This is a genomic window from Rahnella ecdela, assembly GCF_019049625.1.
GTDB classification, from domain to species: domain Bacteria; phylum Pseudomonadota; class Gammaproteobacteria; order Enterobacterales; family Enterobacteriaceae; genus Rahnella; species Rahnella ecdela.
The window spans coordinates 61,567-76,717 of the sequence record NZ_JAFMOY010000129.1 but is presented as its reverse complement, the minus strand read 5'-3'; the positions used below and the strand labels follow the sequence as shown (position 1 = coordinate 76,717).

Genomic DNA, 15,151 nt, shown 5'->3' with positions numbered 1-15,151 from the left:
GATACGCCACGCATTTTTTTAAATTTAGGAATAAATGATATGCAGGTGGACAAATAATCAGCAAGTCAGGTTTGAGCCGGCATTACTGAGGCAATAAAAAAGGACAGAACGTGATGTTCTGCCCTTTTAAAATCTGGAATAACCCGTCAGGAAATCGGATTAATAGTAATAAGACATATCGGTAGGGGTTTTGCTCATAACATCAAAGAAAACGTCTTTGGTGTTTGCCCAGAATTGCGCGACGGCAACGGCATTATAATTCATGCCCATCAGGCTCATGACAAAGAAACAGGTCACAGTCAGACCAAGACCACTGCAAACGAACGCCATGGTATTACGGCTGGACTGGCGGCAAACAATATTGAGCTGGCTGGTGCAGAACATTAAAAAGGCGCTCAGCAATTCCCAGCGCATCATGACAATCCCGGCAGTTAACGTACCCATCGATAAAATCCTTACTCACTACAGCCGCTTACGCAAAGCTAAAATCAGCCAGAGGGCTGAGATAACAAGTTGGCAGCGGGCTTTTCTGAAGAAATGGTGAATTACAATAATGTGACGACGGTCACATTATATCACCGGATTTTATTTTTGAGCAAAAAATGTTCGCTAATGAAAAATAGGCATAACACATCAACTTATTTTGATGATGTGTTATGAAAAGAGAGGTGCCTCTGAACATAAGGGCTTGCTGAGTTACGCGCCGTAGCCCATGACCTGCAACAAATGCTGTGCCTGCTGAACGGCTTCCTGACGGTGCGCGACGCCCAGTTTCTGGTACAGATTGCGAATATGCGTTTTGATGGTGGTGGACGCGACGTCGAGCTCACCGGCGATCTGGTCATTGCTGTAACCGGAGTAAATCAGCCCGAGAACCTGCCATTCGCGCTGGGTCAGCGGACTGGTGCGGATCAGTTCCGGCACCTGCGGATGCGTCAGCAGTTTGTTGACGAACCCTTCGTCGAAGTGGGCGAACTTATGGCGATGGTGCTGGTTAATTTCACGCAGAATCTGCTGGGCACGACGCTGTTCCAGTTCCGGCAGTAAATTGAGTTGCAGCAACTGGCGCAGCTGCTGCGCCATCATTTCCCCTTCGATGACGAAATGACTGACAAAACCCGTACGGTTAGCCAGCCCCAGCGCTTCAATTAATATCCGCTGCGCATCATTTTTACGACCGGTGTGCCAGCAAAGCAGATTGCTGAGCAGCAGATTGCGGTTCAGATCGCTGGTCAGTCGCAACTGACGGGCATTCTGATTCAGCTCATCAAGCACCACTTCGGCTTCATCAAACTGTTCCAGCAAAATCTGCACGCGGGCGATATTACGCCACTGGCCTTGCTGGAAATGGTTGTCAGCCATATCGGGTTTACGCGCCTGTTGCAGCCACTGGCGGGCAGCGGCTTTATCGCCGATCATCTGCCAGTAAATCACCCGGGGCTTGTCAGTATTGGTCAGCCAGTCGATATGATACTGACCGGTTTTGAGCAGGCTTTCACAACGTTGCAGGTGATGATTTGCATTGTCGAGCTGACCGCGGGCGAGGGAGCATTTCGCCAGCATCGCCAGACATTGCAACTGTTGCTGCGGCTGGAAGTTAGTCAGTACGTCCAGCCCCTGACGTGCGGCGTCCTCAGCATCATCGAGCCGCGACCACGACCACAGCAATTGCGAGCGCAGGCGCAGTAAAAATTCGTGCAACGGTAGCTGTTCGAGGTGCTGTTCGCGGACCAGTTCAAAGGCGCGATCCTGCATCTCAAACGCAGCCTGCAAAAAGCCCTGAGCAATCAGAATTTCACTCTGTTGCAGCAATGCCCATAACGCGTAGTGATAGGCTTCATGGCGACGGGCAATCTGTTCGGTTTGCTGCATCAGCGGCAGCGCGCGGGTCAGGTCACCTTTGCAATGCTGGATTTCACCGGTGACCGATGTCGCCACGATGCGGCTGTAATAGCTTTCGTAAGGCAGATATTTCAGGGCGTCGGTAGCCAGTTTTTCAGCTTCATCCTGACGACCGTCGTTGATTGCTACCTGCGCGCGCAGGGCATCAAATTCAGCGGTCAGATCCTGTTCCATCACGATATTACGCTGCTTCATTTCACTTTCGGCGCGCACTAAAAGCGTTTCCACTTCGGCATAACGATGCTGACTTTGTGCCAGCCAGGCCTGCAACAGCACCAGTTTAGGATTCTGGATCAGGCGGTCATATGGCAACGCCGCCAGACATTCTTCCAGCAACGCCAGTTCGCTCTGATTGAACAGCGCCCAGGCATGTTGCAGCAGAATATCGCGCAGCATGTTGATGTCTTCCGCCCCCAGCGCATGATGAATGGCTTCGGCGGGGAAGCCCTGCGCCAGCCAGCCCTCAGCGGCGGCACGGTGGATAGCAGGCAATTCCGTTGACAGTTCCCACTGACAGCGCTGGCGCAGGAAAGTGGCAAACAGTGGGTGGAAATTAAACCATTCTCCGGTGTCATCCATGCGGTGAATGAATAACCCCTGACGTTCCAGTTCCTCGAGACGCTGCTGGCCGTTTTCACTGCCGGTCAGGCGCACAATCAGTGCATCGTTCATCGAGCGTAACAGCGAGCAGCGCAGCAAAAAGTCTCGCGTCGGCGCATCTACGCGATCCAGTACTTCATCCACAAGATATTCTGAAAGATGGCTGGCATTCAGCCCGGCCAGTTTGCGTGCGGACTGTTGCGTGGATTGCTGAGAAGAGGTGGTGGACTGACGCGCGGATAATGCGATCAACTGGAGCGCCGTCGCCCAGCCAGCCACTTCGTCGCACAAACGACCACTGTCAGCCTGGTCGATAGGGTCTTTCAGCCGGTTGTCAAAAAATTGCTGTGTTTCCGGATGCGTAAACGCCAGATGCGTGGCGTTGAGTTCCAGCAGCTGGTCACGTACACGCATATTGGCGATACCCAGCGGCGGCAGGGTGCGCGAAAGCACCACCAGCGACATATTTTCCGGCTGATGGCGCAGGAAAAAACGCATCCCTTCATGAATAGCGTCGTTTGAAATCAGATGATAATCGTCGATAACCAGCAGCAGCGGACGGTGCCAGTCGGAAAGCTCAACAAACAGCTGAGCAAACAGCGCCGATAAACTGGCGTACTGGTGTTTCTGACTCAGCGCTTCGCTTTTGACGCAATGACCCCCGCAGGCCTGCTGTATGGCAGCAATGAGATAGCTGGCAAAACGCTCCGGCTGGTTGTCACTTTCATCCAGTGAATACCAGCCCAGATCGCTTTTTCCCGCCGCCCAATGTGCGACCAGCGTCGTTTTCCCATAGCCCGCCGGACTGGCGACCAGGGTCAGACGATAATTTGGCGCAGTCGAGAGCTTCGTCAGCAGACGATCGCGAACCACTGTATTTTGCTGCCGCACAGGGCGGCTCAATTTCGACGGGATCAGCATTTTTTTCTGTTCTTTTGACGGTAGTCAGGGGGCGTAATAATTATTTCGCAGCGTGTAATTAATCACTTTTTCTAAAGTCCTCCTTTGAAACATTGATTGCAAGAATGTTACGTTTTTACATGCCGTTAAGTTGCTCTGCATCACACTTCTAAATACAAATTTTCAGAGCTTCCCCCTGATCCTCCGTCTCCTCCGGCTACGCCCCGTTTCTCCTCCCTGCCTAATCTTTGGCAGGATGATGCCGCTCACAGGCACAAGCGTCAGCATAGTGATAATCAACATCAGAAGACTTCCCTACAAATTCCCGGATAAAGAGGCATGTGATGCAGGTGACTTTGGATAAGACGCAGTTTTTAGCCGCGCTAAAACGCCAGTGGCAGGGATTCGGTTTGCAACAGGCGCAGGATATGACACCGCATCAGTGGTGGCAGGCCACCAGCGCTGCGCTTTCCGAACAACTGAGCGCGCAGCCCGCGCCAAAAATGACAAAACAGCCGCAACGGCACGTTAACTATATTTCGATGGAATTCCTGATCGGGCGCCTGACCGTGAATAACCTGATCAACCTCGGCTGGTATGAAACCGTCAGTCAGGCGCTGAAAGAACAGGGTGTTGAGCTGGCCGATGTGCTGGAACAGGAAACTGATCCGGCGCTGGGTAATGGCGGATTAGGGCGTCTGGCGGCCTGTTTTCTCGATTCAATGGCGACCGTCGGGCAACCGGCGACCGGCTATGGCCTGAATTATCAGTACGGTTTATTCCGCCAGTCTTTCAGCGAAGGCAAGCAGCAGGAAGCGCCGGATAACTGGCACCGTGAAAGCTATCCGTGGTTCAGCCACAACAGCTCGCTGTCCGTCGACGTCGCCTTTGGCGGCAAACTGACGAAGAAAGAAAATGGCGAAGAACAGTGGCATCCGGCGTTCACCCTGCGCGGTGAAGCCTGGGATCTGCCGGTGGTCGGCTACAAAAATGGCGTCACCCAGCCGCTGCGTTTGTGGCAGGCGACCGACGTACACCCGTTTGATCTGACCCTGTTCAACGACGGTGAATTTCTCAAGGCCGAGCAGAAAGGCATTGATGCCGCGAAGCTCACCAAAGTGTTGTATCCGAATGACAACCATGACGCCGGTAAACGCCTGCGCCTGATGCAGCAGTATTTCCAGTGCGCCTGTTCGGTCGCCGACATCCTGCGCCGTCATCATTTCCTGGGTCGTAAAATTCAGGATTTGCCGAAATTCGAAGTCATCCAGCTCAACGACACGCACCCGACGATTGCTATTCCTGAATTGCTGCGCATTTTGCTAGACGAGCATCAGCTGGACTGGGACGCCGCCTGGGCGATCACCAGCCAGACTTTCGCATACACCAACCACACGCTGATGCCGGAAGCGCTGGAATGCTGGGACGAAAAACTGGTGCGCAGCCTGTTGCCGCGCCATTTCTCGCTGATCAAAGCCATTAACGCCCGCTTCAAAAAAGTGGTCGAAAAACAGTGGCCGGGCGACAAAGCGGTGTGGGAAAAACTGTCTGTACACCAGAACAAACAAGTCCGCATGGCGAACCTGTGTGTGGTCAGCGGTTTTGCGGTGAACGGCGTGGCGGCGTTGCACTCCGAACTGGTAGTGAAAGACCTGTTCCCGGAATATCACCAGCTGTGGCCAAACAAATTCCATAACGTCACCAACGGTATTACGCCGCGCCGCTGGCTGAAGCAGTGCAATCCTGCACTGTCTTCTCTGATTGATGAGACGCTGAAAACCGAGTGGGTGAATGATCTCGATGCCCTGAAAGGGCTGGAAAGTTACGCCGACAATAAAAAATTCCGTCAGCGTTATCAGTCGATTAAGCACGAAAACAAAATCCAACTGGCGCACTACGTGAAACAGGTGATGGGGCTGACGCTCAATCCTGACGCGATTTTCGACGTGCAGATCAAACGCCTGCACGAATACAAACGCCAGCACCTTAACCTGCTGCACATTCTGTCGTTGTATCGCCAGCTGCGCGATAACCCGGAAATGGACATGGTGCCGCGCGTATTCCTGTTCGGTGCGAAAGCGGCACCGGGTTATTACCTGGCGAAAAACATTATCTATGCCATCAATAAAGTGGCGGAGAAAGTGAATAACGATCCGCTGGTGCGTGATCGTATTAAAGTGGTGTTTATTCCGGATTACCGCGTTTCAGTTGCTGAACTGATGATCCCGGCCGCAGACGTTTCCGAGCAGATTTCCACCGCCGGGAAAGAAGCTTCGGGCACCGGCAACATGAAGCTGGCGCTGAACGGCGCGCTGACCGTCGGCACGCTCGACGGCGCGAACGTTGAGATTGCCGAAGAAGTCGGAGAAGACAATATCTTCATCTTTGGCAATACCGTCGATCAGGTCAAAGCATTGCAGGCAAAAGGCTATGATCCGCTGAAGATCCGCAAGAAAGATAAGCATCTGGATAAAATTCTTAAAGAACTGGAAAACGGCTTCTTCAGCGATGGCGACAAACAGGCGTTCAGCCTGATGCTCGACAGTCTGCTGGGCGGCGGCGACCCGTATCTGGTGCTGGCGGACTTTGCCGATTATTGCGCAGCACAGCAAAAAGTTGATGTTCTTTACCGCGACCAGGACGACTGGACGCGCAAAACTATTCTCAACACGGCACGTGTTGGGATGTTCAGTTCCGACCGCTCGATCCGCGATTATCAGCAGCGGATCTGGCAGGCGAAACGTTAAGGAGCCCGCATGGAGAACAAAGCACTGGAGCAGGCCGCCAGGGAGGCGGGTATTTCCTCTGGTTTTATTAATGCGCACGGTAAGCAGCAGGCAATCGCACCTGAAACTAAGCGTGAGCTGTTGTCGGCAATGGGCTGGGTGGCAGAACGCCGCCAGGTTGTCACGCCGGTGCCGTCGGTGAAAGTGTTCATCAGTGGTAGCCGTCTGGCATTGCCGGTCGGTGGCGAAGGGGAATATGGCTGGACACTGAAACTGGAAAGCGGTGCGGCACAACACGGTCGCATCAGCGGCAAAATGACGCTGGCGCTGCCGGGCAAAATTCCTGCCGGTTATCATCAGCTGACACTGACACAGGATGCGCAGCAGTGGGATTGCCGGGTGATTGTCGCCCCTAAACGCTGCTATGAACCTGATGCGCTGCTGGTCGGTAAAAAACTGTGGGGTGCGTGCGTACAACTTTATACGGTGCGTTCTGAAAACAACTGGGGCATCGGCGATTTCGGCGATCTCAGTTTGTTGCTGAAAAATGTTGCGGAGCGCGGCGGTGCGTTTGTCGGGCTAAATCCGATCCATGCGCTGTATCCGGCCAATCCGGTGGCGGCAAGCCCGTACAGTCCGTCGTCCCGCCGCTGGCTGAACGTGATTTATATCGACGTCAGTGCGGTAGATGATTTCAGGCTGAGCGATGCCGCGCAACAGTGGTGGCATCAGCCGCTCACGCAGCAACGGTTGCAGTCCGTGCGCGCCAGCGACTGGGTGGATTACGGCGAAGTCATGCCGCTGAAACTCGAAGGTTTACGTCTGGCTTATACGCAGTTCCTGAAGCGTAAAACGCAGGATCCGCAGGTTAAATCGCTGACGGCTTTTGTGAAGCAGGGCGGTGAAAGCTTGTATTTGCAGGCGGCGTTTGACGCGTTATATGAACATCTGGCGAAAGAAACCGATGTTGCCCTCGGCTGGAACCGCTGGCCGGAGCAATATCATGATGCGCGCGGGCCCGCCGTTCGGGCTTTCTGCGAGCAACATGCGCAGGATGTGGAGTTCTATCTGTGGCTGCAATGGCTGGCCGAAACACAGTTCACACAGTGCTATCACACCAGCCAGCAGCACGATATGCCGATGGGGCTGTACCGTGACCTGGCGGTGGGTGTGGTGGAAGGTGGCTCGGAAACCTGGGGTGACGGCGAGCTTTACTGTCTGAAGGCTTCGGTCGGCGCACCGCCGGATATCCTCGGGCCGCTCGGTCAGAACTGGGATCTGCGTCCGATGGATCCGCATGTGATGGTAAAGCGGGGCTATCAGCCGTTTATCGATCTGCTGCGATCTAACATGACCAGCTGCGGCGCGTTGCGTATCGATCACGTTATGACGTTGTTGCGTTTGTGGTGGATCCCGGCCGGTGAAACGGCGGATAAGGGCGCGTATGTGCAATATCCGGTGGACGATCTCCTCGCCATTTTAGCGCTGGAAAGTCAGCGTCACCGTTGCATGGTGATTGGTGAGGATCTGGGCACTGTGCCGGTTGAGATCGTCAGTAAGCTGCGCGAGGGCGGCGTGTATTCCTATAAAGTGCTGTATTTCGAGCGCGATGAGGAAAACAACTTCCGCGCACCGCAGTCGTATCCGGTTCAGGCGATGGCGACTATCACCACGCATGACCTGCCGACGCTGCGCGGATACTGGCAAAGCGACGACCTGGCGCTGGGTAAATCGCTGGGATTATATCGTGATGAAGAAGTGCTTAAGGAGCTGTATGCCGATCGCGCCCGTGCGCGTCAGGGGCTGCTTGACGGCTTACATCATTACGATTGCATCCCTAAGAAAACCGGACGTAAAGCGGAACTGATGGAGATGACGCCTGTAATTAACCGTGGCCTGCAACGCTATGTCGCTGACAGCGCCTGCGCCTTACTCGGCCTGCAACCGGAAGACTGGCTGGACATGGACGCACCGGTTAACGTGCCCGGCACCAGCGACGAATACCCGAACTGGCGCCGTAAGCTGTCCACATCCCTTGAAGAGATGTTCGCCGATGAGCAGGTGAACAAGCTGATTAAAGACCTCGATAAACGCCGCAGGAAAGTGTCTGTGAGCTGAAATAGAGAGAAGGACAAACGAAGCCCCGTAAGGGGCTTTTTTGCGCATGGCCTAAAAGAAACCTTGTGAATTTGCATCCACGCCTTTGGCAGGAATGCCCACCAGAATTTCGCAGAGGTCGGGAAGGGTAAACATCATGTCGCCCACAATACGGCGTTGATCTTTAGTTCTATGATAATTAGCCACTATTTCAGGAAAAACGTTTTTAAAATTTCTTCATTTGTTCTCATCACTATTCTGCTTATTTTCAGGACTTTTACATCCACGAGATCTGCAAACATAAAAAAAGGCGGCTTATTCAGCCGCCCAAGACACAGGGAATCAAACAAAGTGAAACAAGCGCATTAGCCTTACATTTAACCTTTCACACCGCCTGCCGTTAAACCGCCGACCAGCCAGCGTTGAGCAATCAGGAATACTGCCGTAATCGGGATGGCGGACAATATTGCCGCCGCTGCGAAATCGCCCCACAGGTAGTTTTGCGGATTCAGATATTGCTGCATCCCGACCGCCAGGGTGTAACTGTTTACATCACGCAGCAGTAACGACGCCACCGGCACTTCAGTAATCGCCGCGATGAACGACAGAATAAATACCACCGCCAGAATCGGTACTGACAGTGGCAGCAGTACCAGACGGAATGCCTGCCACGGGGTTGCGCCGTCCAGCGCGGCGGCTTCTTCCAGCGAGCCGTCGATGGTTTCGAAGTAGCCTTTAATGGTCCACACGTGCAGCGCGATGCCGCCCATATAGGCAAATATTACGCCGCCGTGGGTATTTAGCCCGAGGAATGGCACATACATGCCGAGGCGGTCGAACAGGGCGTAAAGCGCCACCAGCGAAAGGACGGCGGGGAACATCTGGAAGATCAGCATCCCTTTGAGCAGCGAACTTTTACCGCGGAATTTCATGCGGGCAAAGGCGTAGGCGCAGGTGGTGGAAAGCGCAACGATCCCGACCGCAGTGATCCCGGCGATCTTGATCGAGTTCCACAACCACAGCATGACCGGGAACGGCGGCGGTGTGATGCTGCCGTCGCTGTTGGTGACCGCGATACCCAGTGCCAGTTTCCAGTGATCCCACGACACCTGATCCGGGATCAGGCTGCCGGTAGCGAAGTTACCCGGACGCAGCGAGATGGCGAACACCATCAGCAGCGGGAACAGGATCAGCGCCAGAAAACACAGCAGCAACAGGTGCGTCACCAGCAATCTGACTTTCTGCGACTTAGGTTTAACCATCGGCATTGTCTGTTTCTCCTTAGTCGAATTTCATGCGTGAGGCTTTAAGGTTCACGATAGCCAGCGCACCCACCAGCAGGAAGATCAGCGTGGCAATCGCCGCCGCCAGTCCGAAGTCCTGCCCGCCGCCGCCTTCGAAGGCGATACGGTAGGTGTAGCTGACCAGCAAATCGGTATGACCGGCTGGCGTGGTGGTGCCGAGCATGTCCGGCCCGCCGTTGGTCAGTAACTGAATCAGCACAAAGTTATTAAAGTTGAACGCGAAGCTGGCAATCATCAGCGGCGTCAGCGGCTTGATCAAAAGCGGCAGCGTGATACGGAAGAAGTTTTGCATCGGCGTGGCGCCGTCCATTGCCGACGCCTCGTAAAGGTCATCCGGAATCGCTTTCAGCAGTCCCATGCACAGGATCATCATGTACGGATAACCGAGCCAGGTGTTGACAATAATGATCATGCTTTTGGCAGTCCACGGATCACTGAACCAGGCCGGTTTGATACCAAATAACGCGCTGAGCATCAGGTTGATTTCACCAAAGCTCTGGTTGAATAACCCTTTGAAAATCAGAATCGAAATAAAGGCCGGAACCGCATAGGGCAGGATCAGCAGAATGCGATAAGCCGCTTTGCCTTTGAGCTCCTCCCACTGCACCACGCAGGCCAGCACCATGCCAACGGCGACGGTCAGAATGACGGTCAGCAGGGCAAAAACGACGGTCCAGACGAAAATCGACAGGAAGGGTTTCTGGATCCCTTCGTCATGCAGTACACGCAGGAAATTTCCCCAGCCGATACCGACGGTAAAACCAGGGCTGAGTTGTTCGGCCTGCCATTCCCCCTGCGCATTCACTGCCTGATAGAAGCCGGTTTTCATGTTCGGGCGGTAGATTGTGCCGGTTTCAACGTTAGTCAGTTGCTTTTCATCGTCGCCCAGTTTGTACAGCGGCTGGGTGCCGGAGAACTGGCGGAGTGAACTCATGCGCAGCGTTTCGCCGTCGGGTAAATGAGCTGAGATCTGGCCCAGCGCCGCCCGGTTTTGTGTCACCACGCGCAGCCCGGCTTTTTCAGCGGAAGGGGCGGTTTGCGGGATCATCTCCAGCGTTTGTGGCGCGGAGGCATTGAAAGCAAAGGGCGGGGAAACCAGCGTCTCGCTGTTATCCGCAGAAGTCAGTGCCAGCTGCCATTTGTCCCCGGCAGGCTCTTTACCAGCAGGGAACAGGGCAAAATTCAGTGCTTTTCCGCCCTGGAATTGACGGTCCATCAGCACTGACTGCGCACGCTCGAACGTCAGCTGGTTAGTGCTGCTGTAATTGGTGAAAGCAATCGCGATGGTGCAGACCAGCGGGAACAGCACAAATAACGACATTCCGGCGAGGCCAGGATAGACATAGCGCCACGAATAAGCGCGGCGGTTTCCATAAATGTATAAACCGACGCTGGAAAGGATGAGGGTCAGAACGGCAAAAAGGATTTCGCCCTGCGCATACATCAGCACGATCAGATAACCGGTAAAGCAGGCGAGCAGGGCGATGACCAACCATTTGAACGCATTGCTGAACGGCCGTTTTTTGGCTCTTGGCATAAGGACAATCCTTGTGGTGGCGGTGCGGAACCTGCGGCCCCGCACCGTTCATTGAGCTAATGCTTCGGCATTACTTGGTAATGCGTGTTTCTACGTCTTTCAGTGCTTGCGGAACCGTCTGACGGCCATTCACCGCGTTGATGATGGCGCTGCGTTCTGCATACCAGAAAGCGCTCATCTGCGGGATGTTAGGCATGATTTCGCCATTTTTGGAGTTAGCCATCGTGGCGGCGATGCGCGGGTCTTTCTCCAGTTGTGCCTGATACGTTTTCAGTGCCACGGCTCCCAGCGGTTTATCTTTGTTGACCACTGCCAGACCTTCGTCGGTGATCAGATAGTTTTCCAGGAACTCTTTCGCCAGTTCTTTGTTCGGGCTGGCGGCGTTGATACCGGCAGTCAGCACGCCGACGAACGGTTTAGACGGTTTGCCGTGGAAGCTTGGCAACAGCGTCACGCCGTAGTTGATTTTGCTCTTGTCGAGGTTGGACCATGCCCACGGGCCGTCGATAGTCATCGCGGTCTGGCCTTTGTTGAAGGCGGCTTCGGCGATGGAATAATCGGTATCGGCGTTGATGTGTTTGTTTTTCACCAGATCGATGATGAATTGCAGGCCAGCCTGAGAACCCGCGTTATTCACGCCGGTGTCTTTAATGTTGTATTTGCCGTTTTCATATTTGAAGGCATAACCGCCGTCAGCGGCGATGATTGGCCAGGTGAAGTACGGTTCCTGCAAGTTCCACATAATGGCGCTCTTGCCTTTGGCGCGCAGCTCTTTGTCCAGCGCAGGGATTTCTTCCCAGGTTTTTGGTGCTTCTTTAATGATGTCTTTGTTGTAAATCAGTGACAGCGCTTCAACCGCGACCGGATAGCCGATCAGCTTGCCGTTGAAGGTGACTGCGTCCCAGGTGAACGGAAACAGTTTGTCTTTGAAGGCCTTATCCGGGCTGATTTCAGCCAGCAAACCGGATTGTGCGTAACCGCCGAAACGGTCATGCGCCCAGAAGATGATGTCAGGGCCGTCGCCGGTGGCTGCTACCTGCGGGTATTTTTCTTCCAGCTTGTCCGGATGTTCTACCGTGACTTTAATGCCGGTGTCTTTCTCAAACTTCTTACCGACTTCCGCCAGGCCGTTATAGCCTTTGTCACCGTTGATCCAGATGACCAGCTTTCCTTCTTCTATTTTGGCAAATGCGGAAGATGACAGCACCAGCGTAGCCAGCGCCGAGAGTGCCAGGGTATTTTTTACGATCTTCTTAATGCTGAGAGTCATAATCCAATCCTTTTTATTTCCTGTGAGGAGTCGGTTTTCTGTCGTCTGAGACGGGAAAAGACAGGGTACGACGCCAGTGTGGATTCAACCCGACAACGCTTCATCATCCCCCCCTCTACGCCCCCGCCTCTCAGAATGTGATCCCGCCGACACTCTCAGGCGTTATGTGGTTCATCACTCAAAAATATGCGTCGTTTTTTGCAATTCAGATCACGAATTTGATTTTTGATGTGAACTTTCATCCGGTTGCGCAAAACCGTCATCCTCCCTGCTCCTCCCCCATGAAAAACTTTGTTACGGATGATTACGCTTAGCCGCTATTCCTTCACTCTTCGTTGCATTGAGTTTTCTCGCTGGCAGCAAGTACAGGAGTTCAGGATGGCGAGCGTTTCCCTTAACAGCGTGTACAAAGCCTTCGGTGAAACCGTGATTTCCAGCGACATCAATCTGGAAATCGAAGAGGGCGAGTTCGTGGTTTTTGTCGGGCCATCCGGCTGCGGCAAATCAACCCTGCTGCGCATGATTGCCGGTCTGGAAGACATCACCTCTGGTGAACTGAAGATTGGTGATAAACGCATGAACGAAGTGCCGCCCGCAGACCGCGGCATCGGCATGGTATTTCAGTCTTATGCGCTTTATCCGCACCTGTCTGTAGCAGAAAACATGTCTTTTGGCCTGAAGCTGGCCGGAGCAAAGAAAGCTGAAATTAATCAGCGGGTGAATCAGGTTTCTGAAGTATTGCAGCTGGCGCACCTGCTGGATCGTCGCCCGAAAGCCCTTTCCGGCGGACAACGTCAGCGCGTGGCGATTGGCCGTACGCTGGTCGCAGAACCCACGGTGTTCCTGCTCGATGAACCGCTTTCCAATCTGGATGCCGCGCTGCGTGTGCAGATGCGTATTGAGATTTCGCGCCTTCATAAGCGCCTGAAACGCACCATGATTTACGTGACCCACGATCAGGTCGAAGCGATGACGCTGGCCGACAAAATCGTGGTGCTCGATGCCGGACATATCGCTCAGGTCGGTAAGCCGCTCGAGCTGTATCACTATCCAGCCAACCGTTTTGTCGCCGGTTTTATCGGCTCTCCAAAAATGAATTTCCTGCCGGTGAAAGTCACCGGTGCAGAACCTGCACGTGTGCAGGTCGAGTTGCCAAACCGCCAGCAGGTCTGGCTGCCCGTCGAAGGCACCGACGTGAAAGTCGGCAGCAACCTGTCGCTGGGTATCCGTCCTGAACATCTTCTGCCAAGCGACGTCGCCGAAGTGACGCTTTCCGGTGAAGTGCAGGTCGTCGAGCAACTGGGTAACGAAACACAGATCCACATCCAAATTCCGGCAATTCGTCAGAACCTGGTGTACCGCCAGAACGACGTGGTGCTGGTAGAAGAAGGTGCAACATTCGCCATCGGGTTGCCACCACACCGTTGCCATCTGTTCCGCGAGGACGGAACTGCATGTCGCCGGTTACATCCCGAATCTGGTGTTTGAAAGCACGCGATCCCCTACAGGAGAAAATGATGATCACAATGCGTAGTTCTTCCCTGGCGCTGGCAGTGGCTGCCGGAATCCTTTCTACACAAGCAATGGCAGTTGATTTTACCGGTTATGCCCGTTCGGGCATTGGCTGGACTGGCAGCGGCGGCGAACAGCAATGTTTCAAAGCGACAGGCGCTGACAGTAAATACCGTCTTGGTAACGAATGTGAAACCTATGCGGAGTTAAAACTCGGTCAGGAAGTGTGGAAAGAAGGGGATAAGAGCTTCTACTTCGACACCAACGTAGCGTACTCCGTATCACAACAGAACGACTGGGAGTCAACCGATCCGGCTTTCCGCGAAGCAAACGTGAAGGGTAAGAACCTGATCGAATGGCTGCCGGGCTCCACCATTTGGGCAGGTAAGCGTTTCTACCAACGTCATGACGTTCACATGATCGACTTCTACTACTGGGATATTTCAGGTCCTGGTGCCGGTCTGGAAGATGTGGATCTGGGCTTTGGTAAACTGTCTCTGGCAGCGACCCGTAACACAGAAAGCGGCGGCTCATACGGCTATATCGCCGATCAGCGTAACGAAGTACCAACGTCCAACGACGTGTTCGACGTTCGTTTAGCTGGCCTGCAAACTAACCCGGGCGGTGTGCTGGAGTTAGGTGTGGACTACGGTCGTGCCAATGCGCGTGACGGTTATTCCTTCGCAGACAATGCGACCAAAGACGGCTTCCTGGTCACTGCGGAACACACGCAGAGCATCTACAACGGCTATAACAAATTCGTCCTGCAATACGCATCTGACTCCATGACCGATCCGGGCCAGGGCGCAGCGAACGGCCACTCCAACGGTGCAGCCATCGACAACAACGGCAGCATGATCCGCGTTCTCGACCACGGTGCCATCGACTTCAACGATACCTGGAGCCTGATGTATGTGGCGATGTATCAGGATGTTGACCGTGATAACAATAACGGGACAACCTGGTATACCGTAGGTGTCCGTCCGATGTACAAATGGACCCCGATCATGAGCACCTTGCTGGAAGTCGGTTACGACAACGTGAAATCCCAGCGCACCGGCGACAAAAACGGTCAGTACAAAGTCACCCTGGCGCAACAATGGCAGGCTGGCGACAGCATCTGGTCACGTCCGGCCATCCGTGTGTTTGCAACCTACGCAAACTGGGATGAAAAATGGGGCTACGACACCGACAGCGGCGCAAACAATGGCTTAGCAATGAACGATACCAGCACCCGTACCTTCAGCCGCGGTAATGATGATGAGGTTACATTCGGTGCCCAGATGGAAATCTGGTGGTAAAT

The 15,151-nt window shown here is 54.0% G+C and carries 9 protein-coding genes; 4 read left to right on the top strand and 5 right to left on the bottom strand.

Annotated elements, in window-relative coordinates; all coding sequences use genetic code 11:
- Positions 1-159: 159 nt before the first annotated feature.
- Together J1784_RS16180 and malT are read right to left on the bottom strand one after the other, a co-directional pair.
- Positions 160-444, bottom strand: a complete 285-nt coding sequence (locus J1784_RS16180) for a YjcB family protein (protein ID WP_217150094.1) — start codon at positions 442-444, stop codon at positions 160-162.
- A gap of 252 nt (positions 445-696) precedes the next feature.
- Positions 697-3,423, bottom strand: a complete 2,727-nt coding sequence (gene malT, locus J1784_RS16175; RefSeq protein ID WP_217150093.1) for an HTH-type transcriptional regulator MalT — start codon at positions 3,421-3,423, stop codon at positions 697-699.
- A 323-nt stretch (positions 3,424-3,746) separates the two neighbouring features.
- Between malT and malP the strand changes: the two genes are divergently transcribed.
- Positions 3,747-6,149: a maltodextrin phosphorylase gene (gene malP, locus J1784_RS16170; RefSeq protein WP_217150092.1), complete on the top strand. Its 2,403-nt coding sequence runs from the start codon at positions 3,747-3,749 to the stop codon at positions 6,147-6,149.
- Between the two features lie 9 nt (positions 6,150-6,158).
- Positions 6,159-8,246, top strand: coding sequence for a 4-alpha-glucanotransferase (gene malQ, locus J1784_RS16165; protein WP_217150091.1), 2,088 nt, complete (start codon positions 6,159-6,161; stop codon positions 8,244-8,246).
- A gap of 356 nt (positions 8,247-8,602) precedes the next feature.
- Here the strand turns inward: malQ and malG are convergent, their stop codons facing one another.
- The 3 genes from malG to malE form a co-directional block, all read right to left on the bottom strand.
- A complete protein-coding gene (malG, locus tag J1784_RS16160; RefSeq protein ID WP_112286742.1) occupies positions 8,603-9,493 on the bottom strand; it encodes a maltose ABC transporter permease MalG in 891 nt (296 codons plus the stop codon).
- Positions 9,494-9,506: 13 nt separating this feature from the next.
- Positions 9,507-11,066, bottom strand: coding sequence for a maltose ABC transporter permease MalF (gene malF / locus J1784_RS16155; protein ID WP_217150090.1), 1,560 nt, complete (start codon positions 11,064-11,066; stop codon positions 9,507-9,509).
- 70 nt (positions 11,067-11,136) lie between these two features.
- Complete coding sequence (malE, locus tag J1784_RS16150) at positions 11,137-12,336, bottom strand: maltose/maltodextrin ABC transporter substrate-binding protein MalE (RefSeq protein WP_217150089.1); 1,200 nt, start codon at positions 12,334-12,336, stop codon at positions 11,137-11,139.
- A 378-nt stretch (positions 12,337-12,714) separates the two neighbouring features.
- Here malE and malK point away from each other — a divergent pair, with 378 nt between their 5' ends.
- Positions 12,715-13,824, top strand: coding sequence for a maltose/maltodextrin ABC transporter ATP-binding protein MalK (gene malK, locus J1784_RS16145; RefSeq protein WP_112286738.1), 1,110 nt, complete (start codon positions 12,715-12,717; stop codon positions 13,822-13,824).
- A 26-nt stretch (positions 13,825-13,850) separates the two neighbouring features.
- Positions 13,851-15,149, top strand: a complete 1,299-nt coding sequence (locus tag J1784_RS16140; protein ID WP_162940769.1) for a maltoporin — start codon at positions 13,851-13,853, stop codon at positions 15,147-15,149.
- Positions 15,150-15,151: the final 2 nt, after the last annotated feature.

Coding starts and splice junctions, on each gene's coding strand:
- J1784_RS16180 (WP_217150094.1), bottom strand. CDS start 444: ATGGGTACGTTAACTGCCGGGATTGTCATGATGCGCTGGGAATTGCTG.
- malT (WP_217150093.1), bottom strand. CDS start 3,423: ATGCTGATCCCGTCGAAATTGAGCCGCCCTGTGCGGCAGCAAAATACA.
- malP (WP_217150092.1), top strand. CDS start 3,747: ATGCAGGTGACTTTGGATAAGACGCAGTTTTTAGCCGCGCTAAAACGC.
- malQ (WP_217150091.1), top strand. CDS start 6,159: ATGGAGAACAAAGCACTGGAGCAGGCCGCCAGGGAGGCGGGTATTTCC.
- malG (WP_112286742.1), bottom strand. CDS start 9,493: ATGCCGATGGTTAAACCTAAGTCGCAGAAAGTCAGATTGCTGGTGACG.
- malF (WP_217150090.1), bottom strand. CDS start 11,066: ATGCCAAGAGCCAAAAAACGGCCGTTCAGCAATGCGTTCAAATGGTTG.
- malE (WP_217150089.1), bottom strand. CDS start 12,336: ATGACTCTCAGCATTAAGAAGATCGTAAAAAATACCCTGGCACTCTCG.
- malK (WP_112286738.1), top strand. CDS start 12,715: ATGGCGAGCGTTTCCCTTAACAGCGTGTACAAAGCCTTCGGTGAAACC.
- J1784_RS16140 (WP_162940769.1), top strand. CDS start 13,851: ATGATGATCACAATGCGTAGTTCTTCCCTGGCGCTGGCAGTGGCTGCC.